We start from the raw sequence: 22853 nt of genomic DNA, 5'->3' as shown, positions 1-22853 counted from the left end.
GAACAGCCCCCCGGCGACCGCGTCGAGCAGGTCGACCTGCAGCTGGAGATGCAGCGCTCGTACCTGGACTACGCGATGAGCGTCATCGTGTCCCGGGCGCTGCCGGACGTGCGCGACGGCCTCAAGCCGGTGCACCGGCGCGTGCTGTACGCGATGTACGACGGCGGGTACCGCCCCGACCGGGGGTACTCCAAGTGCGCCCGCGTCGTCGGCGACGTCATGGGTCACTACCACCCCCACGGCGACACCTCCATCTACGACGCCCTCGTGCGCCTGGCGCAGGAGTGGTCGCTGCGCTACCCGCTGGTGGCGGGGCAGGGGAACTTCGGCTCCCCCGGCAACGACCCCGCCGCCGCGCCCCGCTACACCGAGTGCCGCCTCGCGCCGCTGGCCATGGAGATGGTCCGCGACATCGACGAGGAGACCGTCGACTTCGGGGCGAACTACGACGGGCGCAACCAGGAGCCGCTGGTCCTGCCCAGCCGCTTCCCCAACCTGCTCGTCAACGGCTCCGCCGGCATCGCCGTCGGCATGGCCACCAACATCCCTCCGCACAACCTGCGCGAGGTCGCGGCGGGGGTGCAGTGGCTGCTGGCCCACCCCGAGGCCTCCGACGAGGAGCAGCTCGCCGCGCTCCTGCAGCACGTCAAGGGCCCGGACTTCCCCACGGGCGCGCAGATCCTCGGCTACCGCGGCATCGCCGACGCGTACCGCACCGGCCGGGGCTCCATCACGATGCGCGCGGTCGTGGAGATCGAGGAGATCCAGAACCGGACCTGCCTCGTCATCACGGAGCTGCCGTACCAGGTCAACCCGGACAACCTCGCCGAGACCATCGCCTCCCTCGCCAACCAGGGACGCATCGCCGGCATCGCCGACGTGCGCGACGAGACCTCCGGCAAGACCGGCCAGCGCCTCGTCGTCGTGCTGCGCCGCGACGCCGTCGCGAAGGTCGTGCTGAACAACCTGTACAAGCACACCCAGCTGCAGCAGACGTTCGGCGCGAACATGCTCGCCCTCGTCGACGGCGTGCCCCGCACCCTGCCGCTCAACGCCTTCCTGAAGCACTGGATCGGCCACCAGGTCGAGGTCGTGCAGCGGCGCACCCGCTTCCGCCTGCGCCGGGCGGAGGAGCGCGCCCACATCGTGCGCGCCCTGCTCAAGGCGCTGGACGCGATGGACGAGGTCGTCGCCCTCATCCGCGCCTCCGCGACCGTGGACGACGCCCGCGCCGGCCTGATGGACCTGCTCGAGATCGACGACGTGCAGGCGCGCGCCATCCTGGAGATGCAGCTGCGCCGGCTCGCCGCCCTGGAGCGCCAGCGGCTCACCGACGAGTACGACGAGCTCATGCGACAGATCGAGGACTTCCAGGACATCCTCGCCCGGCCGGAGCGGCAGCGGCAGATCGTCGGCTCGGAGCTGGCCGAGCTGGTGGAGAAGTACGGCGACGAGCGCAGGACGCAGATCCTCCCGTTCGAGGGGGACATGAGCGTCGAGGACCTCATCCCCGTCGAGGACGTCGTCGTCACCGTCACCCGCGGCGGCTACACCAAGCGCACCCGCACCGACCAGTACCGGGCGCAGCGCCGCGGCGGCAAGGGCGTGCGCGGGGCGCAGCTGCGCGGGGACGACGTGGTGGAGCACTTCTTCACCACCACGACCCACCACTGGCTGCTGTTCTTCACCAACCTCGGGCGGGTGTACCGCGCCAAGGCGTACGAGCTGCCCGAGGCCGGCCGGGACGGGCGCGGCCAGCACGTCGCGAACCTCCTGGCGTTCCAGCCGGGGGAGCGGATCGTGGCCGTCCTGGACATCGAGGACTACGAGCAGGCGCCGTTCCTCGTGCTCGCCACCCGCGGTGGTCTGGTGAAGAAGACCCGGCTGTCGGAGTACGACTCCAACCGCTCCGGCGGCCTGATCGCGATCAACCTGCGGGAGCGGGAGGACGGCACGCCCGACGAGCTGTTCGCCGCGGACCTCGTGGGTGACGCCGACGACCTGATGCTGGTCTCCCGCAAGGGCATGTCGGTGCGCTTCACCGCCGACGACGGCGCCCTGCGCCCGATGGGTCGCGCCACGTCCGGTGTGACGGGCATGAAGTTCCGCAGCGACGACGAGCTGCTCGCCCTGGCCGTGGCCCGGGAGGACCAGGACGTGTTCGTGGTCACCGAGGGTGGCTTCGCCAAGCGCACCCCCATCGACCAGTACCGGCGCCAGGGCCGCGGCGGCCTGGGGATCAAGGTCGCGAAGCTGGCCGAGGCCCGCGGTGACCTGGTCGGCGCCCTCACCGTGCAGGAGAACGACGAGGTGCTCGTCGTCATGGCCGGCGGCAAGGTCGTGCGCTCCCGCGTGGACGAGGTGCCCGCCAAGGGCCGCGACACCATGGGCGTCACCTTCGCCAAGCCGGACACGGGTGACCACATCATCGCCGTGGCCCGCAACGCCGAGCGCGCCCTGGCGGACGAGGTCGCCGCCGTGGACGACGCCGCGGACACCGGTCCCGAGGGTGCGGACGTCACCGACGTGCCCGACGAGGCGGGGCCCGGGGACGACCTCGCGGCCGGGGACGGCGGGGAAAGCCCTGGTGAGGGTGCTGTGGACGGCGCGGCCGGAGACACCGGGGATGGCGTACGGTCTGACGACCCGTCCACGTCCGAGGCGGAGCAGGGAGGCACGGAGTGAGCCCGGTGGATCGCACGTTCGGGCAGGGCACGTCGCCCGGCTCACCAGGCACCACGGCGCCCAGCCGCCCCGCGGCGCGGCCCGGTCAGGGCGCCGCCACGGACGGGATGCCCCGCCGGGTCCGCCTGACCCTGGCCAGGATCGACCCGTGGTCGGTCACGAAGCTGTCGTTCCTGCTGTCCGTGGCCGTCGGCCTGGCCCTCGTGGTCGCCACCGCCGTCGTGTGGGTCGTGCTCAACGGCATGGGCGTCTTCAGCTCCGTGAACGGCCTGCTGCAGACGATCGTCGGCTCCAACGGCCTCGACGTGTACGAGTACGTCGGCTTCGGCAAGGTCGTCTCCCTCGCCACCGTCGTCGCGGTCGTCGACGTGGTGCTGCTGACGGCCCTGTCCACGCTGGTGGCGTTCCTCTACAACGTCTCCGCCGCCCTCGTCGGCGGCTTGCGCGTCACCCTGTCCGACGACTGACCCGCCCGGGGTGGAGCACCCCACCCCGTGCGGTAGAGTCGTGTACCGCTGCCCTCGGGTGGCACGGGCCTATAGCTCAGTTGGTTAGAGCGCTTCCCTGATAAGGAAGAGGTCACAGGTTCAAATCCTGTTAGGCCCACAGCGTTGTCGCAGGTCAGAGGCCCGCACCCCTCCGGGGGTGCGGGCCTCTGGCGTTGGCGGGGGTGGGGTGGGTGACTAAGTGAGTGACTAGCGGTTGTCATGTGCCTACCTGCAGGGCTCCTGGCTGGTCGGCGCCAGCCGCCCGTCCTACAGGCTCCGCCCCTGGGCCGTAGGCGCCGGCTGTGAGGTGTGAGGCACTAGCACCGAGGCGGGCGGGCGACCACGGCGGCACTGAGGTCGGTCGGCACCCGGCCACCTGGCCAAGGCGCCGCTAGGAGCGGCAGTACCACTGGTGCGGGGGAGAGAGAGCAGGCTGCTTCGAGTGGTGAACGACATCGACGGCCATGCCGGGGTGAGCAACTCCTGGCGACTGGCGGCGAGCGCATCACAGATGTGGGTTACTACGCCAGGACGGCAAGCACGATGACTGGCAAGAGAGCCCGTTGACCGCCATGCAAGGGGGTGGTGCGGAAGGTATAGCCCAAATATCTTCCTCATCGACCTTGCCCATGAGGACGGCATGCAACATGGTCAGGGACGTTTGAGGTTGAGTGCAGCGTCCAGAGCATATACGACTGCCGCGCGGACGAGCTGGCGAGGTCGACCTGCTACGGCGCGGTGCGGCGGCGCTTGTCACTATTTGATGGAATCATGTGAGCATGACGACGGTACGGTGGGACGACTTTAAAGGTTCGCCCAAGGTCGAAGAGTTTGTAGCTGTCGCGCTGGGACGTGCCCATCCTGGCATTCAGCGAATTGACGGCGCTGGTGGCGACGAGGGTCGCGACATGCAATATGTTGCCGAGGGCATTCGAGAAATTTATGAGGTCAAGTCATTCACTGGTCGAATGTCACCTCGTTCGCCGAATCGTCGAGTGCAGGTTGAGCGATCACTGAAGAAGGCCGCTGAACTGAATCCGACGTCCTGGACCCTTATCGTTCCGATCGATCCCAATCCTGTCGAAGATCGCTGGTTTGATGGCCTTCGACGACAGTACCCCTTTCCGTTGGAGTGGTGGGGCCTCGGGTGGCTGAATGACATGGCTGCCACACACTCCGATGCGCGAAAGTACTTCTTTGAGGACGCCAATGCCGAGGTGGTACGGCTTCTGCGCGAACTAAAGGGTGAGGATGCAGTCGTCGGAAGTATCCAGGATGCCTTTGCGCGGACTCGCTCACTTCGGGACAAGCTTAATGAGATAGATCCGTACTATAGATTTCATGTTATTGACGGGCCTATTGAAGCGGCCCAGCTAGCCCATCCAGCGGCGGTTATGTACATGCAAGAAGGCAACGACCCTGCCGTCGGCGTTCTGTCAGTCGCGGTAGTCGAGAAGCAGACGGGTGCCGCAATAGACCGTCCCATGACTGTGAACCTGCGCCTGAACTTCGATCAAGATGAAGTTGATCAGCGCAGAGAACAGGAACTGAGGGGTGCGTTAAATTTTGGTCGTGACGTCATCGTGGCGTCTGACAACGTGCAAGGAGTCGTTGTGGATGCCCCTGCAGGCTTGGGTGGTAGCTACACCAGTGCAACGATCAGTCTTGGCTCTGTTGCCACGCCCAACTCCATCCAGGCTGGAAAGATTGAAGTTAGAGATCCTGACGGATCTACTGTGGCAGCACTGCCCCTGGTATTCAATAAATCAACACGAGGACAGCACGGAATTGAGTTGTCGGGTGCGGATATAAGTGGGGTCCTTAAGGTGACCTTCCGCATTGACTCCAAGGCAAAGAAGGTAGAGATTGACTTCCATACCGTAGGAACGCGGCTGGTGACGGCGGCGCAAGCCTTGCCGGCACTTCGGCTTGCCGCGTCAATCAAGGCTCCCAATGAACTTAGTATTGCATTTGAGGGAGTTGATGTCGGTGATTTTGAGACTCTGACGAACGAAGCTGCTCCTGTGTCGAGTGGACTAGTGGAGCTATTTACTCAACTGCGAGACATCCAGGATGCCGCGAACAACTGGTTTGAAGTCACTCTTGACTTGACCGAAGCCGATGTGCGGGAGATTCGAGAAACGCATGCACTTTTGCGTGGGGAGGTCATCACCGTTGCGCCCCGCGAGGTGCCGTTTCAGCTACATCCTGGAAAAACTATGGCAGACGTCGTTCAGGGTCCCGTTGCGGTGGCGCTGCCCTTCGTTCGGGAGGCATCCATTGCTGGTCAAGTCTTCCGCCTCGGAGACTGTCTGGTTGATATGCGCCCTGTGGCGATCGAGCCAAATGGTCAAGACGCGGAAGGAAACATCCTGGCCATCGCGAAGCCCTTGGATGATACTGTCGCGACAATGTGCATCTTGACTAGGGAGGGTGGGTGACAATACCTTCTTGCATTAGACCTGCCCTATTATGCGCTGTAGGCGATTCCCTATGCGGATAGGCAGTTGAGCGACCGAAGAAGAACACCTTCCGTCACACTTCCCGATTCAAGGTGAAGAGCTGGTCCATGACCGTCGCTCCTGACTGCAGTACGGGGCGGAGCTGGTGGCGGTAGACGAGTTCGGTGACGGTTGTGCTGCTGTGCCCGACGAGACGGGCGATCTCCTCGATTGGCACGCCGCTGTCGGACAGCAGTGAGACGAAGGAGTGCCGCAGCTCCCGCGGAGTCCACTGCGCCGGGTCCAGCCCCGGCACGGCGCTGAGCGCCTGGCGGAAGTCGCGGCGGACGTTGGAGGGGTTCATCGCCGTGCCGACGGCAGTGGCGAACACCAGGTCGTGCTCCTGCCAGCGGGCGCCGGCCGCTTTCCGGTCGCGCTCCTGCTGAGCCCACTGCTGGCGCAGGGCGTCGATGCAGCGCCCAGGCAGGGCGAGGGTGCGGCGGGACTGGCGGGTCTTGGTCTCCCCGCCGGCGCGCACCGAGCGCCACACCTCTAGGTGCGGCGGAAGGGCCGGCGTCCGGCTCAGGTCGAACTCCAGGTGCACGTGCCGCCATGTCAGCGCCCGCAGCTCCTCGGTACGGGCGCCCGTGAGCAGCGAGACGACGATGTAGGGATAGAGCCGGTGCTCGCGGGTGCCGGCCAGGATCGCTTCTGCCTGGGCGGTGTCGAAGGCCTTGGACGGCCGGCCCGGTCGACCGTGCGGGATCGAACAGAGCTCGACGACGTTGCGCTTGACCCGGTCACGGGCCATCGCCCGCTTCACGGCCCGGTTGAGGCATGCGTGCGCCCGCCGGATCGTCTGCGTGCTGAGCGACTCGGTGAGCTTGAGCAGCCAGCGCTCGACCTCCACGGCGGTCAGGTCGCGCAGCTTGCGGGCCCCGAGGTGGGGGAGGACGTGCTTGGTGCAGATGACGGTGCACGTCTCGCGGGTCGCGGCGCTGCGGGTGGTCAGCCCAAGCTCCAGCCACTCACGGACAGCGTCACCGACGGTGTAGCCGTCGACGGCGATGACAGGCAGACCGTCGTCGTAGTCGCGCAGGACCTCCTTCAGCCGGGCCTTCGCCTCGGTCTTCGTCCGGCCGCTCGCCTTCCTCACGACGCGCTTGCCCTTGCCCTCGTAGCCGATCGTCACCGTGGCGATCCATCGCTGCCTGCCCTCGTCCCAGTGCAGGCCGCCCTCGCCGCGACTGCGTCGCTTCGTCATGCCGCCTCCTGCTCCAGCAGCACGACGTACTCGTGCAACGCCCGAGCGGGCACCAGGCGGGTGCGGCCCTCCTTGACCGAACGCAGCCGGCCGGAGCGCAGCAACTCGAAGACGATGCTGCGGCTGACGCTGAGCAGCACGGCGGCCTCCTCGGGGCGGTAGAGCAGCTTGGTCGGGACGGACGCCGGCGGCTCAGGCTCGTCGCTCGCAGCGGGCAGGGCGGTGACCAGGGTGGCGGGCTTCACGGGAGTAGCTCCTGGGGGGCTGCGGGGACAGGGGAGACAGCGGGGACAGCGGTCTGGTGCCAGTCACCGGGAGCGCTGTAGGTGCCGGTGTGGTCGACGGCGAGCTGGCCGTCCTCGGCCATGCGGGCGCAGGTGCGCTTGACGTTGTCCCGGCTCATCGCCAGCGCATCGGCGATGGCCGCAGGTCTCGCCGGGGCGCTCGTGCGCAGGTGGCGCAGGATGGAGGCGCGGGTGTCGCCCAGGGCGTGCTCGTCGGCGGGGCGGTCGGACATGCGCCATTGCCCGGTCTCGGGCTGGAACACCAGGGCGTGCTCGGCTTCCTCGACGTCGCGTCCGGTGACGTGCAGGACGCCGTCGTGCTGGCCGCGGGCGCGCTTGAGGACGAGGGTGGCGTCGGCGGCTCCGGCGATGCCGTTGGTGCCGGACACCTCTTGGAGGAAGTCGTCGGAGCCGGCCTTACGGACGTGGTGGACGAGGACGACGGCAATGGCGAAGTGGTCGGCGATGCGCTTGGCGCGCCCGACGGCGGCGTAGTCGGCGTCGTAGGCGCCCATGCCCTGCGGGGTCGGTCCGCGCATCTTGGCGAAGACGTCGAGGACGACCATCCGGGCCTCGGGGTGCGCTCGTAGCCAGGCGGCGATGGCGGCGTCCCCGCCGGCCGGCAGGGGCGGCCAGTCGGTGGCGATCTGCAGCTCGCCAGGGGCGGGGGAGCCGTCGAGGAGCTTGCTCATCCGGGCCTTGAGGCGGCGCGGGGTGTCCTCCAGCGCCAGGTAGAGCACCGGGCCGGCTCTGACCGGGATGCACCCGAACGCGGTCCCGCCGGCGGCGACGGCCAGGCCGAGGCCCAGGGACAGCCAGGACTTGCCCACCTTCGGTGGGCCGACCAGCAAGGAGACGCCCTCGCAGAGCACCCCGGGGACGGCCCACTTCGGCGGGGCGAAGTCGGTGGCCATGAGGGAGTCGGCCGACCACAGCTGCGGCCGCCACGTCGGGGCAGGCTCGTCGTCGCGCACCGGGCGCAGCCGCGGCCCGTCTCCGGGGTACTGGCGCTGCACCGTCCCGTCGGTCCCGGGGTGTTCCAGCCTCGTGCTCATCAGGCGGCGCTCCCCTCGGCGGCCGCGGCGCTTGCGGTGGTGAAGGAGCGGGGGCGGTCCTCACCGCGGCGCAAGCCCGAGGCGATGGTCTTGTGGGCCTCGCTCGCGGACTGCCCGACCTGCTGCCCGGCGGTGAGCAGGAGGGCGGTAACGGTGTCGGCGCTCAGCTCGCCGCCGGCGACGAGCTGGCCGAGCTGCACGGCCGCGCCGTAGAGGGCCTGGTTGTGGGCGTGGTCGGCCGACGTCAACACCCCGCGGACCGCGCCGTCGAGGGCGGCCTGCAGGTAGGCGCGGCGGCGGGTGTCGCTGATGTCGGCCAGCCGGATGGTGACGGGCTCCTTCGCAGGGAGTGGTGCCGGGCGCAGCCGCTCGGCCAGCCAGTCCGGCAGTGGAGCCGGTGGCACCGCGCGGACGACGGCGTAGACGCCATCGCGGGTGCGGGTGGGGGCGGCGACGACGTAGCCGCCATGGCCGCGGGTGTCGATCAGCCAGCCCAGCCGGTTGGGGCTGCCCGGCCCGGTGTTCGGCAGGGCGACGTCGTCGGGTTGGCGGAAGTAGACGTGCCAGCCGCCGCGGGCGGTCAGCACGGTCCACGTCCGCGGCAGCCCGCGGCCCTCCCCGGCCAGGAGCCCGGTCAGCACGCCGACGCCGTCGCGCACGTCGGTGTCGCAGTAGCGGCGGGGGACGGTGTCGCCGGGCTTGGCGGTGTCCAGGTCCAGGACCAGCAGGCTGGAGGGTCCGCAGGCGATGCCGATGCCGAAGCGGCGCCCGCTCCAGGCGGCCCGGATGCGGTCGGGGTCGGTGGTGGCGCGCTCCTCCCACTTCACGTGCTTCCCGGCCCGGGCGCAGCGCGGGTCGGAGCCGGTGCAGCGGTCAGCGGCGTGGTCGGGGAAGGCTGGGCGCTTGTCGCCGGGTCGCAGCGGGAAGACCGCCCAGCCTGCCTCGGCGTAGGCCAGGGCGGTCTCGACGATGTCGGTGGAGCTGGTGGGTGGCTGGAGCACAGGAGCCTCCTCGTCGCAGTGACGGTGGGTAGTCGCATGCGGGCATGGCGATGCCCGGGAAGTGGTGGTCGAGAAGCGCGCGAAGGGCGCGAAGAGGTGGCCTGACCTGCGGTTCCGCAGTGCGGCGCTCACCGGGTGCTAACGCGCTAACGAGCAGCTCACGGGCCGGTCAGCGGCGTTAGCGGGGTCGCTAACGTTAGCGATCTGTGAGGGCCGGTTAGCGGCGCGACCGATCAGCCCGATCGCGGTCAGCCGCTGCGGCGTTGCTCACGCTGGGTGAGTACGGCGTGGAGCTGGTTGCGGTCGATGCCGCGGCGGTTGACGACCTTGCCGTCGATGCGCCGCCCGATCTGGACGGTGTCGATGCCGAAAGGGGCGACGGCTCCGCCGAGGTCAGCGGCGGACCAGTCGGCGTAGACGTCGGGGCGCAGCTCGGCCAGGCGCTCGACGAGGGTCTCGGACCACTCCCGCTCACCGGTGGTGGCCATGACCTCGGCCAGGTCGTCGAGGACGGTGGGCACCTCGGCGTTCTCGGCCGGGTCGGGATCGAGGCCGGCGGCGTGCCCAGTGAGCCGGCCAGCCGCGACCCTGGCTGCCCTGGCCCGGGTGATGACGGCCTCGGCGGTAGGGGCGTCGAGGTAGGCGGCGCGGACGATGACGGGCTCAGCGCCGTCGCCGACGAGGTAGCCCACGCCGCGGTCGGCGCGGGTGAAGGTCGTGGCGCGGATGCCGGCCTTGTACATCGAGGTCCCCAGCACCATGTCGTTCTCCACCTGCCCCATCACCCGCAGACAGAAGCGCAGCGCCGCGTTGGAGCTGATCCCGGTGGGCAGCGACTTGGCGTCCGGGCGCTGGGTGCCCAGGACGACGACGATCCCGACGGCCGGGCCGCGCTTGACCAGGTCGGTCAGCAGCGCCTCGGCCTCCTTGCCGTGCTCGGGGTGCTCGAAGAGGAACTGACACTCATCCACCGCCACGACGACCGGGTGCAGGCCGAGGTCCTTGCGGGCGGCCAGTTCGGGGGTCACCTTGTTCTCCGGGCACTCCACCCGCGGCAGCGACCGCAGCGTGCGGTAGCGCCGGGACATGTCCTTGCCCAGCATGCGCAGATTCGCCATCAGGAATGCGAGGTCCTCCTCCTCGTCCCCGCAGCGGTAGCGGTGCGCCACCGGCTCCAGCGGGCCGAGGTCCCCGGAGCCCTTCAGGTCGTAGACGTGCAGCTCGGCCAGGACGTCGAGGGCGGCGGCCAGCAGGAGCAGGCGCAGGAAGAACGTCTTGCCCATGCGAGGCACCGCGCCGATGACCATGGCGGCGAACATCAGCGTCAGCGTCGCCGGGCGACCCCGCTGGTCCACCCCGACGGGGAACGGCTCGAACAGCGACACCCGCCCCGCCTTGGTCAGCGACCACGCCACGGGCTTGCCGGCGGACAGTGCCTTGTCCCCGACCCACAGCACCAGCCGCCCGGCGTGCTGCTCCGAATCCGGCTCCGGCCACACGCACCCCAGCGGCCGGCGCAGCCCCGAGGCGAGCCGGTCCCGGCGGTCGATGACGTCGCCCGCCGTCACCCCGGGCGGCAGGTCCAGGTCCGCCCGCCAGCCCGGCCCGTCCCGGTGGATCGGGCCGACGAACCGCACACCCTCACCGGTGCGCATGTGCTTGTTCAGCTCCGCGACGCCCAGCGAGCCCAACGCGGTGAGGATCAGCTCGGAGGTGAACCGCGGTACCGACGAGGCAGACACCGCCGAGCCGGTGATGCGCTCCTCCGGCTTCCGCCCGAACGCCCCGAGCCCGGCCAGCACCGCCGCGGCCACCGCGGCGACGCCCCAGGCCGTCAGTGCCGTGACGATGACGTAGGCGCCGACGAGGAGCGCGACGCTGACGGCGGCGAGCAGGGCCAGGCGTACCCGCACCCGCTCGCGGTGCTGCTCGGAGACCCGGTGGAAGGCCGTGGCCTCGTGGGCGCCCATCACCTCACCGTGGGCGAGGGCACGGCGCACGTGCCGGCCGTTGCCGTCCGAAGCCCAGGACGCCACCGCGCAAGCGATGCGGCAGGTCCCGCGCGGGGACCGAGCGACCAGGCGTGCCCAGTACAGCGGTGCCCGCACCACGTGGAACGCCGTGGTGCGCCAGGCGGCGTCGGCGTACTCGCGCACCAGGCCTGTCACGGCGGCGCGGTCGCGCAACCAGCCCGGCACCACCTCCCGCCGCTGACGGGCCGACACCACAGGGACCGCCCGCACCGCCGCGTCGGCATCGAGCACGACGCCCTCGATCACCTCACCGATGCCCGCGTCCGCAGCCACCGCTTCCTCGGCCGCCGGCTTGTGCCGTGCTCGCACGGCACTGAGGTCCACCACCTGCCCCGGCTCCTGCTGGCTCATGCCGCACCTCCCGGCTGGTCGGTGCCGAGGGACCTCGCGGCGATGGTCGCGACCGGGCGCGCGGCGTGGTGCAGCTCGTTGTGCACCCCGGCCAGGAACTGCGCCTCCGACGTGCTGCTCGCGGCCCTGCCCTCCAGGTGGCAGGCCAGGCAAATCACTGCCGCAGGGGCGCTGTCCGCACTCTCAGTGACCCTTGCGCCGGGGCGGTCGCTGGACCAGACCCACTCCGGCCCCCAGCCGGGGACCGCCCGGCCGGTGAGCCGCCACTGTGCCCAGGCGCGGTGCTGAGCACGCCGGGCCGAACGGTCGAGCCGAGCCAGTCGCCAGATGACCACCACGGTGACCACCGAGGAGACAACGAACAGCAGGAGCATCGGAGTCGTCATGGCGCTCACGCTCCGAAGAGGTTGCTGCCGAGCCCGTCGAGGCCGGCGCGCACGCCGTCGACGAGGGACTGCGAGACCCCGCCCAGTGCACCGTCGGATCCAGCGACGGTGAGCCCGAGCATCACGGCCACCACTGCGACGAACGTCGATCGCGTGTCCTTCCAGCACGCCGCGACCAGCGCACCGAGCAGGAACAGCCCGAAGACGGCCAGGCTCATGCCGCCACCTCCGTCCCGGCCGAACCGGCGCGGTGCCGGCGGACGGCCCAGGCGCGGGCCTCCGCGGCCACCCGCACCTCCGCACGGCGTACCCGACGCCGCGCCAGGTCGCACATCGCCGAGGACGCCGCCAGAGCGGCCACCTCGGCGTTCACCAGTTCCACCTCCGCCGCGATGAGCGGCCACTCCGCCTCGATGTCCCCGAGGGCCTGCGGTGTGGGTTCCGTCGCCTGTCGGTCTTCCGTCTCGGCGGCTGCTGCGGCCACCGTCCTCTCACTTCGCATGACTCTCAGTCAGTCGAACATCGCTTGACGTGTTCACCGCGTCCATGGGACGTTTGGGACGTTTCCGAGATCGCCGAAACGTCCCGGACGGGTGTGCCATGACGAACGAGCGGCTGCGCAAGGCGATGGGCACTACCGGTATGACGCCGGAGCGGGCCGCGCGTCTGACGGGCGTGGACCCCAAGACGGTGCAGCGCTGGCTCTCCGGGCGGGTGCCGCACCCCCGGCACCGCTACGCGCTGGCCGACGCGCTCAACGAGAGCGAGCAGTTCCTCTGGCCGGAGGTGCAGGAGAGTCGCGCCGGTGACACCGGCGCCGCCGAGCTCGTTGCCGCGTATCCCCGCAGGGCCGATGTCGAGGTCTCGCGCTGGTGGCACCTCATCAACCGCGCCGAGACCCAGATCGACCTGCTGGGGTACACGCTCTACTTCCTGCCGCACCAGCACCCGCAGCTCGTCGACGTGCTGTTGGACAAGTGCGCGGCCGGGTGCCGCATTCGCGTCGCCATCGCCGACCCGGGATCGGAGCACGTGCGCCGCCGCGACGAGGAGGAGCGCCAGGCCATCACCATCGCCGCCCGCATCCAGAGCAGCCTGGAGGAGTTCGCCCGGCTGTTCGCCTGCGAGCGGGTGGAGGTGCGGCAGCAGGACGCCCCGCTCTACAACTCGATCTTCCGCTTCGACGACGAGATGTTCGTGACCCCGCACCTGTACGCCACGCCGGGGCGCTCTGCCCCGCTGATGCACCTCAAGAAGCTGGGCCGCGACGGGATGTTCGCCCGTTTCGAGAGCCACTTCGACGCTCTTTGGGCCGACAGCACGCCGATGGCTCGCGAGACGCTCGTGCTCGACGACCCCGCCGGGCAGCTCAGCGCTGCCGGCGCCTGAGGAGCAGCTTGTGGGACGACGCGATTTCTACGACGACCCGGCCGCACCGCCAGCCAACTCGCTGGTGCCGGCGGCCTCTGCCGTCATCGTGGACGAGGACGGGCGCATCCTGCTGCACCGCCGGCGGGACAACGGCAAGTGGGCCCTGCCCGGGGGGAAGATGGAGTTGGGGGAGTCCCTCGGGGACTGCGCCGTCCGCGAGGTGCGCGAGGAGACCGGGCTCGACGTGGAGCTGACCGGCATCGTCGGCATCTACAGCGACCCCAAGCACGTCTTCGCCTACGACAACGGCGAGGTCCGCCAGGAGTTCTCCATCTGCTTCTCCGGTCGCGTCACCGGCGGGGAGCTGACTGCCAGCGACGAATCCCACGAGGTCGCCTGGTTCACCCCGGCCGAGGTGGAGGAGCTACCGATGGTCGACTCCATCCGCGCCCGCATCCTCGACCACCTCAGCGGGGCAGTGCCAGCGATCCGCTGACCACCACACCGGCCTCGGCCATCCGGGCCTCGGTGTCGCGCTGTGCCCGTTCGAACTCGGGCACGCACGCGTTGATCGCCCGAGCGACGGTGTGGTCGGGGCCGTAGCGGCTGGTGATCTCCTGCACCCGCCAGGCCAGGGTTACACGCTCACCGTCCGGGCTCGTCGTCAGGTCGCAGTAGGTGAGCGCCTGGTCGAGCGGGCTGTCGAGGAAGGGGAACTCTTCCTCATAGTCGTCGAAGCCGCGCAGATTCGCCTCGTAGCGAGCACCGGAGTGGTGCGCCACCAGCAGGGCGAGCTGCTCGTGGCCGTGCTGGCGGACGAAGCGGGCACCGTCGAGGGGGTGCAAGCCGGTGTGCGCTAGCCCGGGGGCGTAGCCGATGTCGTGCAGGTAGGCCGCCGCGATGAGGGTAAGACCATCTTCACTGAAGGCCCCGCCAACCACCTCGGCGAGGGCGGCCACCTGCTGTACATGCCGCCACCGTCGCCCTAGAGGGCTCAGAGCAGCCTCCGAGGCTTGCCTGGCCCACTCCACCGTCGCATTTGTCACCGTGGCTCCAATCCTCGACAGCGCGGATGCTATTCCCCCGCTGGTGCGGGGCGTCGAGTTGGCGGTTGGCTCCCATGTTCACTGAAGTCGCTCACGTCGCCGCTGGTGCGGCTTCTCGGCTGGTGTCGAGCGTGGACGCGGAGCGGACAGGTCTTCGACCGAAGGCTGGACCGCAGCCTCGGCACTGAGCGCCTCCTTCCCCAAGTGGAGGCGCAAGTGAATGGGATCAGCGAACTGATCAGCTACCCCTTCAGGGCAGTGAAGCGCGAGTTGGCTGGCGTCGCAGCCGGGACGGTAGCCCCTGCGGGCTGGCAAGCGCTGGACCTCAGCAGGCCCAAGCGGTGCTGGGAGCAGCACCGTAGGGCGCGGGGACTCGCGCAGGCATCGGAGGACGCCGGTGTCGTCACGTACGTCACCGCTTAGCAGACCTACGCGCTTCTCGCCGCGGAAAGTCGGATCAAAGATTCACGCAGATGGGCGCTGCACTGCAGGCTGCGGGCGAGTCGGTGCCGACCTGCTGCGGTAATAGCTCCCGGAGGTCGAGGGGAGTCAGCCACTGCGGTCGACGACTTGAATCGTGCGCAAAGATGCCCGACGACGCCGTGACTGTGTTAGATCGCGGCGACAGTGAGGTGCTGCCGCTTCTACCGCTCGATGAGAGGCGGCGCGCTCGGTGGCGCCGGCACTGCTTGGCGTGCGCCGGCGATGAAAAATCGGTGCTCCAACGTAAATTGGCGCCCGCTTGGTTAGGCAGCGCGTGCTGGTGCTGCCCTACACATCGAACTCGCTCACGCCTACAGGCAGCAAGGAGAACCGGGAAGGTAGAGCAGCTCCTGGTGGTTGCGGAACACCCTTCAATGACGTGACCGGTTCTCAGTGAAAGTGCCATCAAGCCGCCATGCCATGGCAATGTGTGCCACGCCAGAAGATAGCTGCTCTCAACGTCCGACAACAATGCACGCCCAATCGCTTTGAGTCTTGCAGTAGCGCCCGGCCGCTACTAGTAGTTCCCTCGCTCGTGACCCAATTCAATGGCCAACTGATCGATTCCCGCCGAGTTAGTCGGTACGCCGCACCCTATGAATTGGCACACTTCCTCTCAGGGAGACGTATATGCGCCTAGGGCATCGAGAGCCGTTGAAATCTATATCTCCTTCGAAGACATCGTATGCATCCCGGTAGCCGATCGATTCCATGACGAATTGAGCACCACGGCTTAGAGGTGAATGTACGCCCCAGTGCCGCATGTGTTCATGGGTCAGGTTACCCTCCCAGATGTGCGGCTTGATGAGATCAAGTTGTCCATCATTGCAAACTGTGCGCCCGTCGTCTCCATCGAGTTGCCACCCCGTTAATGACACCAGTTGCAGGATGCTTGGGTCATCACGCTTCACGGTCTGTCTATGCCGCTCGATCTCTTCGAGTAGCCAAGTTGCCACCCTAATCAGCGCGCGATTTTGTTCCCTGATGCTCAGGGGCGCAAGAAAGGCAAGTTGATGTAGGCGCGAGTACAGAGGGGTCTCGTCGAAGATCTCAACTTCACCGAACACTTCCGGTCCGGTGATGCCCTCTGCCCTCATGACGGAGCTAAATTCGGCAAGATGCGTTGGGGGTTCGATCCGCATCATCGCTCACACCTGCCATCCGTAGTCCCTTAGCCAACCAATAACCTTCCCAGGCCAGTGAGGGTTCCCGTCATGGAAGCTGCCGTCCATGTTGATGCCAGGGCTTCCCCTTCCAGGGCCTTGAGCATGCCACTGGCTTCCCGGCACGCTCTCCTCGGGCTCATCGATTCGACCGATCTGTCGAGGAGCCTGACCTCGATCAACGGCTCGCTGGGCCGCCCTACCGTTGATGTTCGCGATGCGGGCGGCCCACTCGGCGCTGCGCTGAGCGATGACTGCCGGGTCGTATGCATCCCCTCGCAATCCTCCCCAGCCGCCACAGTTGGTGTTGTGGACGAGGATCGGGGTGTCGCCGGCGAAGACGTAGAAGGTGTGGATGTCAGCGACGGTGAGGTTGTACATGACGTTCGCGCCGATGAAGGAGCGCGAGGCGGTGACGGTGGCGCGCTGGCCGGTGTCGGTGAGGAGTTGCTCGCCGACACCAAGGTCGACGGCGTCTTCCCACTCTTCTGTGGTGGCGTTCCAGAAGGGGTGATGCTGGGTGGTGTTGATGACTGATTGGTCGCCGTCGGGTTCGGTGACGGTGAGGTCGGTGAACTCGGCGTCGTTGTTGATGTGGACGGCGGTGACCTCGCGCACAGCGGTGCGGCCGGTCTCGGGGTCGGTGGCGAGAACCTGGTCGCCGACCTTGATCTCGGCGATGGGCTTGCGTCGCCCGTCGCCCATCACCACGAGGGTGTCGGCGGTGAAGGAGTCACGCCGCAGCAGGCAACCGACCAGTTCGGGCCTCGGCAGCGCCTCCTTGATGTGCCTCGTGCGGACGATCTCGCCGCCGACAGCACCTAGCCACCAGGTGAGCTTGTAGTTCCAGGCGCCACTGTCGACGAAGCAACTGGTACCGGGATCCATAGTCTCTCGGACAGACTTCGTCCAGTCGTCCGTGGCGCCGTCACCGAAGCCGGTCGCCGCAGTGCTGGCGCTCGTGAGGATGTCGTTGCCGAGGTCGCTCCAGCTGAACCACCCGGCGCGGGTGCTGGCCAGTCCGGTGGGGTCGCCGTACTGCAGGGGGTTGCCGGAGGCGTAGCCATACGCCTCCCCGGTGAGGTTTTCGATCGGGTCGCGGGTGAGGAACTGGGCGGTGGCGGGGTCGTAGTCGCGGGCGCGCAGGTAGACCAGGCCGGTGTCGACGTCCGTGTACTCCCCGGCGTAGCCGAAGCGGGACAGGGTGCCGGTGGAGGTCTCACGGGCGCCGTAGGGGCCGTATGCGGCGCGACCGGTGACAGTGCCCGTGGCGCTGGTGAGGGTGGTGACCGAACCGGTGAGGTCGGTGTGCAGCCAGGTGACCGCTCCGCCCTTGCGATCGATCTGGGCGATGGGGGTGGCGCCGGGGCCATAGATGTAGTCGGTTGCCCCGTCGGCGAGCATGACCGGCAGGGCGCCGGTGGTGTTCCAGGCGAACCGCTCGCTGGTCGTGGTGGTGGAACCGGTGGCGGTGCGGGCGCGGGCCACGCGCAGGCCGTCGCCGTCGTAGGTGTAGCCGAGCTTGGCGGTCGGCACGGTGGCGCTGGCCAGGCGGTCAGCGGCGTCGTAGGCGTAGGTGCTGATCGACGCCTGGGTGGTGCTGGTTGCCGCGGTGGTGGCTGCGGTGCGGTTGCCGACGAGGTCGTAGGTGTAGCTGACCTGCGGGCCTGCGCGGGGAACTCGGACGGTGAGCCGGCCCGTGGCGTCGTAGTTCAGCACGTCCCCGGCCGGGGTCGCGGTGACGTTGCCGACGGCGTCATAGGTGTACGCGCCGCTGGGGGTGGCGCTGGTGGCGGCGGTGCCGGTGTTGGTGAGCTTGTCGAGCTGCCCACGGGCGTTGAATCCGTACTGCCGGGAGGTGTCCACCCCACCACTGACGGTCTGAGCGGTGAGCTGGGCGGCCATGTCGTAGCTGTAGGAGTAGGTCGACAGGGCTGTTCCGGTGGCGGACACGACACCGGTGCTGGAGGTCGTGACGGGGGAGACCTTCAGGCCGGTGAGGAACCCGGCGGTGTCGTAGCTGCGGAACGCGCCTGTCTTGGCGTTGGCCAGTGACGCGAGCTGCCCGTCGGCGGTGTAGGTGAACGTGCCGACCGCGGCGGTTCCGGTGGGTGCCTTGGTGCCGCTGGCGGCGCCGGTGGGGACGGACACCTTGGTCATCTGCCCGGCGGCGTCGTAGGTGTAGGTGGCCACGCGCAGGTCGGGGTAGGTGATGGACGTCTGCTGCCCGAGAGCGTTGTACGCGAAGGCGGTAGCACCGGTGGGCGCTGCGACGCGGGTGGTGCGCCCGGCGGGGTCGTAGGTGTACGTGGTGGTACCAGAGCCGTCGACCATCCGCGTGCGCTGTCCCGCCGCGTCGTAGGTGAACGAGACGTCGGGGGTGGTGCCGGCGTGGTCGATGTTGGCCAGGCGCCCGGCCTTGTCGTAGACGTAGGCCGCACCGCCCACCTGCGTGGTGGTCGTGCCGGCGGCGGCGGTCGTCGTGACCACGCCGGTGGCGACCTTCGCCAGCTCGTTCTCTGCCGTCCAGTCGTAGGTGGTCAGCCCACCACCGGGCACGTTCGCGCCGACGCGGCGACCGGCCGCATCGTAGGTGTAGGTGGTCGTCTTGCCCGCCTGGTCGCGGTAGGTGAGTTCCTGACCAGCCGCGTTGTACGTCCACGTCTGGAAGGTGCCGTCGGCGGCGGTGGCCATGGTGACTCGGCCGACGGCGTCATAGGAGGTGCGCGAGGTCCGCCCCAGCGGGTCGGTCACCGCGATGACGCGCCTGGCGGTGTCGTAGGCGTACGTCGTGGTGCGCCCGAGCGCATCGCTGGTGGAGGCGATGGATCCATCGGCGTTGTAGGTGGTCTTCGACGTCGCACCCGACGGCGCGGTGGCGCTGACCTGCTGCCCCGCCGTGTCATAGCTGAACGTCGTGGCGCGGCCGAGCTCGTCCGTGATCGAAGCCACCCGACCGGCCGGGTCGTAGGCCTGCTTCGCGACGTTGCCCGCAGCGTCGGTGACCGAGGCCAGACGCCCGACAGCGTCATAGCTGAACGCGGTCGTCGCACTTGTGGGGTCGGTGGCGGTGAGCCGCTCACCCATGAGGTTGTAGGTGGCCTTAGACACCCGGCCCAGGGGGTCGGTGGTCGAGGTCAGCCGGCCCGCGGCGTCGTAGGTGAACGACGTCACCGCACCGGTGGGGTCGGTGGCCTTGACGACCCTGTCGCCCGCGTCGTAAGTGAAGGTGGTGACCCGCCCGGTCGGGCTCGTCGTTGACGTCACCCGGCCAGCAGCGTCGTAGGCGTACGTCGTCACCCCACCTGCAGCGTCCGTGGCGGAGGCCAGGTCCCCGGTAGGGGTGTAAGCGTAGGAGGTGGTCCGGCCCATCGCGTCGGTGGACGTGGCGACCGTGCCATCGGCGTTGTACGTGAACGTCGAGACCGCGCCGAGGGCGTCGGTCACCTTCACCGGGTTGCCGGCGGCGTCGTATTCAACCGCCGACTTGGCGCCGGCGGGGTCGGTGACCGAGGTCAGGTCCCCGTCACCGTCGTACGTGAAGCTTGAAGTGCGCCCAGCGGCATCAGTACGGGAAGTGATGTTGCCGCTCGCGTCGTCGCTGGTCTTGGTGACCCGCCCCAGCGGGTCGGTGACCGACGCCAGGTTCAGCGCGGGAGTGTAGGCGTACTCGTACGTCGCCTCCGCCGGGGTACCTGCGGCAAAGGTCTGCGACGTGAGCTTCAGGCCCGAGTGGCGCACGATGCGCTTCGTGCCGTCCGCCTCCGTGATGGTGGTGTTGTCCACGTCGTAGGAGAACGTCATGGTGCGTGACTGGGTCGCGGAAACCGTCTGGGACTGGCTGACAACACGAGAGTGCTCGTCGTAGACGTTGGTGACCTTCTTCCCGTCCGGGAAGGTCTGCGACAGCATCCGGTGGTTCTCGTCGTACGTGTACGACGTCACCGCGCCCGCGGGGTCGGTCACCGAGACCAGGTCGCCGGCGGTGTCGTACACGTACTTCACCACTCGACCCGCCGAGTCCGTCACCGAGGACACGAACTCACCGGCATAGGTAAACGTCAGCGATCGACCCGAAGAGGAACGCGCCAGCGACACCCGCCCGGCAGCATCGCGCTCCACGGTGACCGCGTTGCCATGCGGGTCGCGGATCGCAACCAGGGCGCCGTCAGCGGCGAACGTGAAGAACGTCTTACCTCGGCGCACCATCGTGAAGGTGCCATCCGTGTTGGTCCGCAGGTCCGCCAGCACGCGAGCTGGAGCAGTGAACGAGTCACCCACTCCACGGGTGAAAGTCACCGTCGAGCCAGTCTCTTGCAGCACAAAATACTTTGCCGCTTCCGCCTTGGCGGTAGCCATCTCCGCATCCCGCTGAGCGTTGCACTCTTCGAGGTACGAAGCATCTTGCGACGTACCCGGCAAGCCCGAAAAATGACACTCCTCAAACTTGGACTCGTCGAAAGGTGCGGGCACGACGAGACGCGTACCAAACGGGTCCGCCCATCCATACCCGAAGCGACCCACGCGTCCGGCATTGTGTGCTGAGTAAGTGCGCGACGCAGTCAGGGGAAAGCCGCGTCCCGGCAGGGATACGTCGGTCTCCGACTGGAAAAAGTCACCCGTCACCACGCAGATCGGATCGCCCGCACAGGTTCCTGCATTGTTTTCGGACGGATTGCCGCCAGCAGTCTCATCCGTGCCGATGCCCTGGTCCCCATCGCCCGGATCCCCGTCGCCCGGATCCCCGTCGCCCGGATCCCCGTCGCCCGGATCGGGCGAAGAATTTGCCTGCCCGGCGGTCCAAGTCGCCCAGAGCCCCCATGGGCCGCTTGGCGACTCGTTGGCGTGGATCTGTGCGCGAGTAATCTCCTTCAAAATGCAGTGCTTATACTGGCCGTACACGTCGCCGACTCGGGCGCTCGTGGAGATGGTTTTGCCGTAGACGCCCATTTCGCCGGCCAGGGTCCAGAGCTCCGGCGAACCGCCACCGCAGCTCACCATTCCTTGCAGATTAACGCTCACGTCCTGGACGACCGTCGATGTGCCCTTCTCGTTCGCGGGCGTGGTGATCGTCACCGTGGCGGCGTCCGGACCCCCAGATGCCCCCACGGACAGCTGTACTTCGGGGTACTCAGGCTGATCCGATGGAGCGGCGATCCGGTAGTAGTACGTCCATGGCGCCGGGGAGCGGTCCCAACCCGAAGGCGGACCGCTCGACACTGTCGTGGTCTGCTCGCTCTCCGTGGAAGCGCTGGCCACGGTCGCCGCCGACAACCCGCCTGCAACCATCGCTACCGCAGCAAGGTGAGCAACTACACCGCGCAAGCCGTGACCCATCAGCACTCCCAGCGACGCTCTTGGACCCGCTGACCCCCGATGGGCACACGCGGCGACTCATCGAGTAACCCACGGTCACCACGCGAGGTGGTCTGATCTGCTGATGGTTCACCGATGCGGAGCAGTCTCCGTGAGCCGAGTAGGCGATGAGTCGGTGCAGTAATGAGTCTATTGATCATGGAGGAGCAGTCGACGCATGCTGGTGCTGTGACATGGCAGGCACGACGAGCGGTTTGGTATCTGCGGTCAGCCTGCGTCGTTCAAGTCTGGGCGGACTCAGCCTCATTCACCTCGTTGCGACAGGGATCTATTCTTATGGACCCCTGAAGTGCTCATGTGGTAGCGAAGAAACTCAAACTGCTTTCTGCTGGACGTGGGGCGCCATGTCATGAGGGCTGCCCTGCTGGTCCTGCTGGTCCAGAAAATGAAGTAGTGCGGCGCGGGTGCCGAATTGGCGATAGTGCTCTGCTTGATGCGCAGGGGCACTCCGCCGAGCGGGACCTGCCTCATTTGCTCAATGACATTGATGTCTCCCGGCTCGTTGATACTGGTGCAATGTCGCGCAGCGAGAGCATGGTGCGAGGTTCGGACTTCGCCAATAATGCATGATTCAGCGACAGGGCGTTTCGGTTCCGGCGCTTGTGGGTGGAATCAACGCCACGCGGGTGCGAGACTTGTAAAGCAAGGCCGTCATGGCATCCCTTTCAACAGTCATGACATGGTGCTCGAAATGCCTGCCGTGAGGTGACTCGAATGCGACGGGTCGGTGTCGGGCAACACCGTAGCTATCGGCCCCTGCAGGCGAACAAGATCAGTCTTGACGTGATCGACCGGTCAGGAGCGAGGCGTAGTGGCGTGAGGTGTCCCTGGTGTCCCCGCTGTCCCCCGTTGGAAGGATGCCGTGGTCCTGGCATCGCCCTGCGGTCGTCGAGTCTCGAAGGGCTGGAACACCCCCGCGTGTTCCAGCGCGTGCCTCGGCTCTCCGAGGGCCGCTGAGTACCCAACTGAGTGACAACGGCGACGGCTCTGTGTGGACGGTGGTGGACTGTTCGACTTGCATCGCCCCATGTCGGAGCGGGTGTCGACGCGCTCGACCTGCACTCCGACCGCCCGCTCACAGCCCTGATAAGGAAGAGGTCACAGGTTCAAATCCTGTTAGGCCCACCAGCATCACTGCAGGTCAGAGGCCCGCACCCCCTCGGGGTGCGGGCCTCTGGCGTTGGCGAGGGTGAAGTGAGTACCTGACTGAGTACCTGAGCTCTTCAAGGGTCATCCCGGGACGAGCCGCACCGTGCTCCCCAGGTGTGCCCCTTCCGGGTGATCTTCCTGTGGTCGTTGCCTCCGCCAGCCGATGCAGCCGTGGTGAAGGTCTTGGCGCTGCGACGAGCCGATGAGTGCGCCGGGTGCCGCCAGGCCCTACCAGTGGGATCCAAGGCCGCCTGGGAGCCCGGACCGCGCACGGTCC

16 protein-coding genes and 1 tRNA gene are annotated in these 22853 nt (G+C 68.0%); 6 read left to right on the top strand and 11 right to left on the bottom strand.

Features of this window, described 5'->3' with window-relative positions:
* The first annotated feature begins 48 nt into the window (after window positions 1-48).
* From gyrA to ACYQBY_RS14285, 4 genes are all read left to right on the top strand, one after another.
* A complete protein-coding gene (gene gyrA, locus ACYQBY_RS14300; RefSeq protein ID WP_459644602.1) occupies window positions 49-2685 on the top strand; it encodes a DNA gyrase subunit A in 2637 nt (878 codons plus the stop codon).
* Window positions 2682-3152 carry a DUF3566 domain-containing protein gene (locus ACYQBY_RS14295; RefSeq protein ID WP_459644537.1) on the top strand — a complete coding sequence of 157 codons (471 nt, stop codon included), beginning with the start codon at window positions 2682-2684 and terminating at the stop codon, window positions 3150-3152. The genes gyrA and ACYQBY_RS14295 overlap by 4 nt, the downstream gene beginning before the upstream one ends.
* Window positions 3153-3217: 65 nt before the next feature.
* Window positions 3218-3291 (top strand) — tRNA-Ile (locus ACYQBY_RS14290).
* A gap of 655 nt (window positions 3292-3946) precedes the next feature.
* Window positions 3947-5614, top strand: a complete 1668-nt coding sequence (locus tag ACYQBY_RS14285) for a hypothetical protein (RefSeq protein WP_459644536.1) — start codon at window positions 3947-3949, stop codon at window positions 5612-5614.
* A 94-nt stretch (window positions 5615-5708) separates the two neighbouring features.
* Here ACYQBY_RS14285 and ACYQBY_RS14280 read toward each other — a convergent pair whose 3' ends face one another.
* The 8 genes from ACYQBY_RS14280 to ACYQBY_RS14245 form a co-directional block, all read right to left on the bottom strand.
* A complete protein-coding gene (locus ACYQBY_RS14280) occupies window positions 5709-6878 on the bottom strand; it encodes a tyrosine-type recombinase/integrase (protein WP_459644535.1) in 1170 nt (389 codons plus the stop codon).
* Complete coding sequence (locus tag ACYQBY_RS14275) at window positions 6875-7096, bottom strand: excisionase family DNA-binding protein (protein WP_459644601.1); 222 nt, start codon at window positions 7094-7096, stop codon at window positions 6875-6877. Before ACYQBY_RS14275 ends, ACYQBY_RS14280 begins: the two co-directional genes overlap by 4 nt.
* 23 nt (window positions 7097-7119) lie before the next feature.
* Window positions 7120-8217, bottom strand: coding sequence for an AAA family ATPase (locus ACYQBY_RS14270; protein ID WP_459644534.1), 1098 nt, complete (start codon window positions 8215-8217; stop codon window positions 7120-7122).
* Window positions 8217-9218, bottom strand: coding sequence for a bifunctional DNA primase/polymerase (locus ACYQBY_RS14265; RefSeq protein ID WP_459644533.1), 1002 nt, complete (start codon window positions 9216-9218; stop codon window positions 8217-8219). The genes ACYQBY_RS14270 and ACYQBY_RS14265 overlap by 1 nt, the downstream gene beginning before the upstream one ends.
* Window positions 9219-9466: 248 nt before the next feature.
* The gene (locus ACYQBY_RS14260) at window positions 9467-11602 is read right to left on the bottom strand and encodes a cell division protein FtsK (protein WP_459644532.1); all 2136 of its coding nucleotides are present in this window, start codon (window positions 11600-11602) and stop codon (window positions 9467-9469) included.
* Window positions 11599-11988, bottom strand: coding sequence for a hypothetical protein (locus ACYQBY_RS14255; RefSeq protein WP_459644531.1), 390 nt, complete (start codon window positions 11986-11988; stop codon window positions 11599-11601). The genes ACYQBY_RS14260 and ACYQBY_RS14255 overlap by 4 nt, the downstream gene beginning before the upstream one ends.
* A gap of 5 nt (window positions 11989-11993) precedes the next feature.
* Entirely contained in the window at window positions 11994-12206 is a 213-nt protein-coding gene (locus ACYQBY_RS14250) for a hypothetical protein (RefSeq protein ID WP_459644530.1), read from the bottom strand.
* Window positions 12203-12472, bottom strand: coding sequence for a DUF6284 family protein (locus tag ACYQBY_RS14245; protein WP_459644529.1), 270 nt, complete (start codon window positions 12470-12472; stop codon window positions 12203-12205). Before ACYQBY_RS14245 ends, ACYQBY_RS14250 begins: the two co-directional genes overlap by 4 nt.
* 116 nt (window positions 12473-12588) lie before the next feature.
* Between ACYQBY_RS14245 and ACYQBY_RS14240 the strand changes: the two genes are divergently transcribed.
* Window positions 12589-13377 carry a helix-turn-helix domain-containing protein gene (locus ACYQBY_RS14240; protein ID WP_459644528.1) on the top strand — a complete coding sequence of 263 codons (789 nt, stop codon included), beginning with the start codon at window positions 12589-12591 and terminating at the stop codon, window positions 13375-13377.
* A 10-nt stretch (window positions 13378-13387) separates the two neighbouring features.
* Complete coding sequence (locus tag ACYQBY_RS14235; protein ID WP_459644527.1) at window positions 13388-13855, top strand: NUDIX hydrolase; 468 nt, start codon at window positions 13388-13390, stop codon at window positions 13853-13855.
* On the opposite strand, the gene ACYQBY_RS14230 is transcribed toward ACYQBY_RS14235, so the two are convergent.
* From ACYQBY_RS14230 to ACYQBY_RS14220, 3 genes are all read right to left on the bottom strand, one after another.
* Window positions 13827-14390 (bottom strand): HD domain-containing protein, encoded by a 564-nt coding sequence (locus ACYQBY_RS14230; protein WP_459644600.1) that lies wholly within the window; start codon window positions 14388-14390, stop codon window positions 13827-13829. The two genes, ACYQBY_RS14235 and ACYQBY_RS14230, sit on opposite strands and share 29 nt — an antisense overlap.
* Window positions 14391-15463: 1073 nt before the next feature.
* The gene (locus ACYQBY_RS14225; protein WP_459644526.1) at window positions 15464-16033 is read right to left on the bottom strand and encodes a hypothetical protein; all 570 of its coding nucleotides are present in this window, start codon (window positions 16031-16033) and stop codon (window positions 15464-15466) included.
* A gap of 3 nt (window positions 16034-16036) precedes the next feature.
* Window positions 16037-21127, bottom strand: a complete 5091-nt coding sequence (locus ACYQBY_RS14220) for a polymorphic toxin-type HINT domain-containing protein (RefSeq protein WP_459644525.1) — start codon at window positions 21125-21127, stop codon at window positions 16037-16039.
* Window positions 21128-22853: the final 1726 nt, after the last annotated feature.

It is taken from the genome of Kineococcus anabasis (assembly GCF_054590795.1).
Note: the sequence above shows the minus strand (reverse complement) of the source record. Positions and strands in the feature narration are given on the sequence as shown.

What these genes read in the sequence shown, in the direction of transcription:
- gyrA (WP_459644602.1), top strand. Translation starts at nt 49, where the DNA reads ATGCAGCGCTCGTACCTGGACTACGCGATGAGCGTCATCGTGTCCCGG.
- ACYQBY_RS14280 (WP_459644535.1), bottom strand. Translation starts at nt 6,878, where the DNA reads ATGACGAAGCGACGCAGTCGCGGCGAGGGCGGCCTGCACTGGGACGAG.
- ACYQBY_RS14270 (WP_459644534.1), bottom strand. Translation starts at nt 8,217, where the DNA reads ATGAGCACGAGGCTGGAACACCCCGGGACCGACGGGACGGTGCAGCGC.
- ACYQBY_RS14260 (WP_459644532.1), bottom strand. Translation starts at nt 11,602, where the DNA reads ATGAGCCAGCAGGAGCCGGGGCAGGTGGTGGACCTCAGTGCCGTGCGA.
- ACYQBY_RS14255 (WP_459644531.1), bottom strand. Translation starts at nt 11,988, where the DNA reads ATGACGACTCCGATGCTCCTGCTGTTCGTTGTCTCCTCGGTGGTCACC.
- ACYQBY_RS14250 (WP_459644530.1), bottom strand. Translation starts at nt 12,206, where the DNA reads ATGAGCCTGGCCGTCTTCGGGCTGTTCCTGCTCGGTGCGCTGGTCGCG.
- ACYQBY_RS14240 (WP_459644528.1), top strand. Translation starts at nt 12,589, where the DNA reads ATGACGAACGAGCGGCTGCGCAAGGCGATGGGCACTACCGGTATGACG.
- ACYQBY_RS14225 (WP_459644526.1), bottom strand. Translation starts at nt 16,033, where the DNA reads ATGATGCGGATCGAACCCCCAACGCATCTTGCCGAATTTAGCTCCGTC.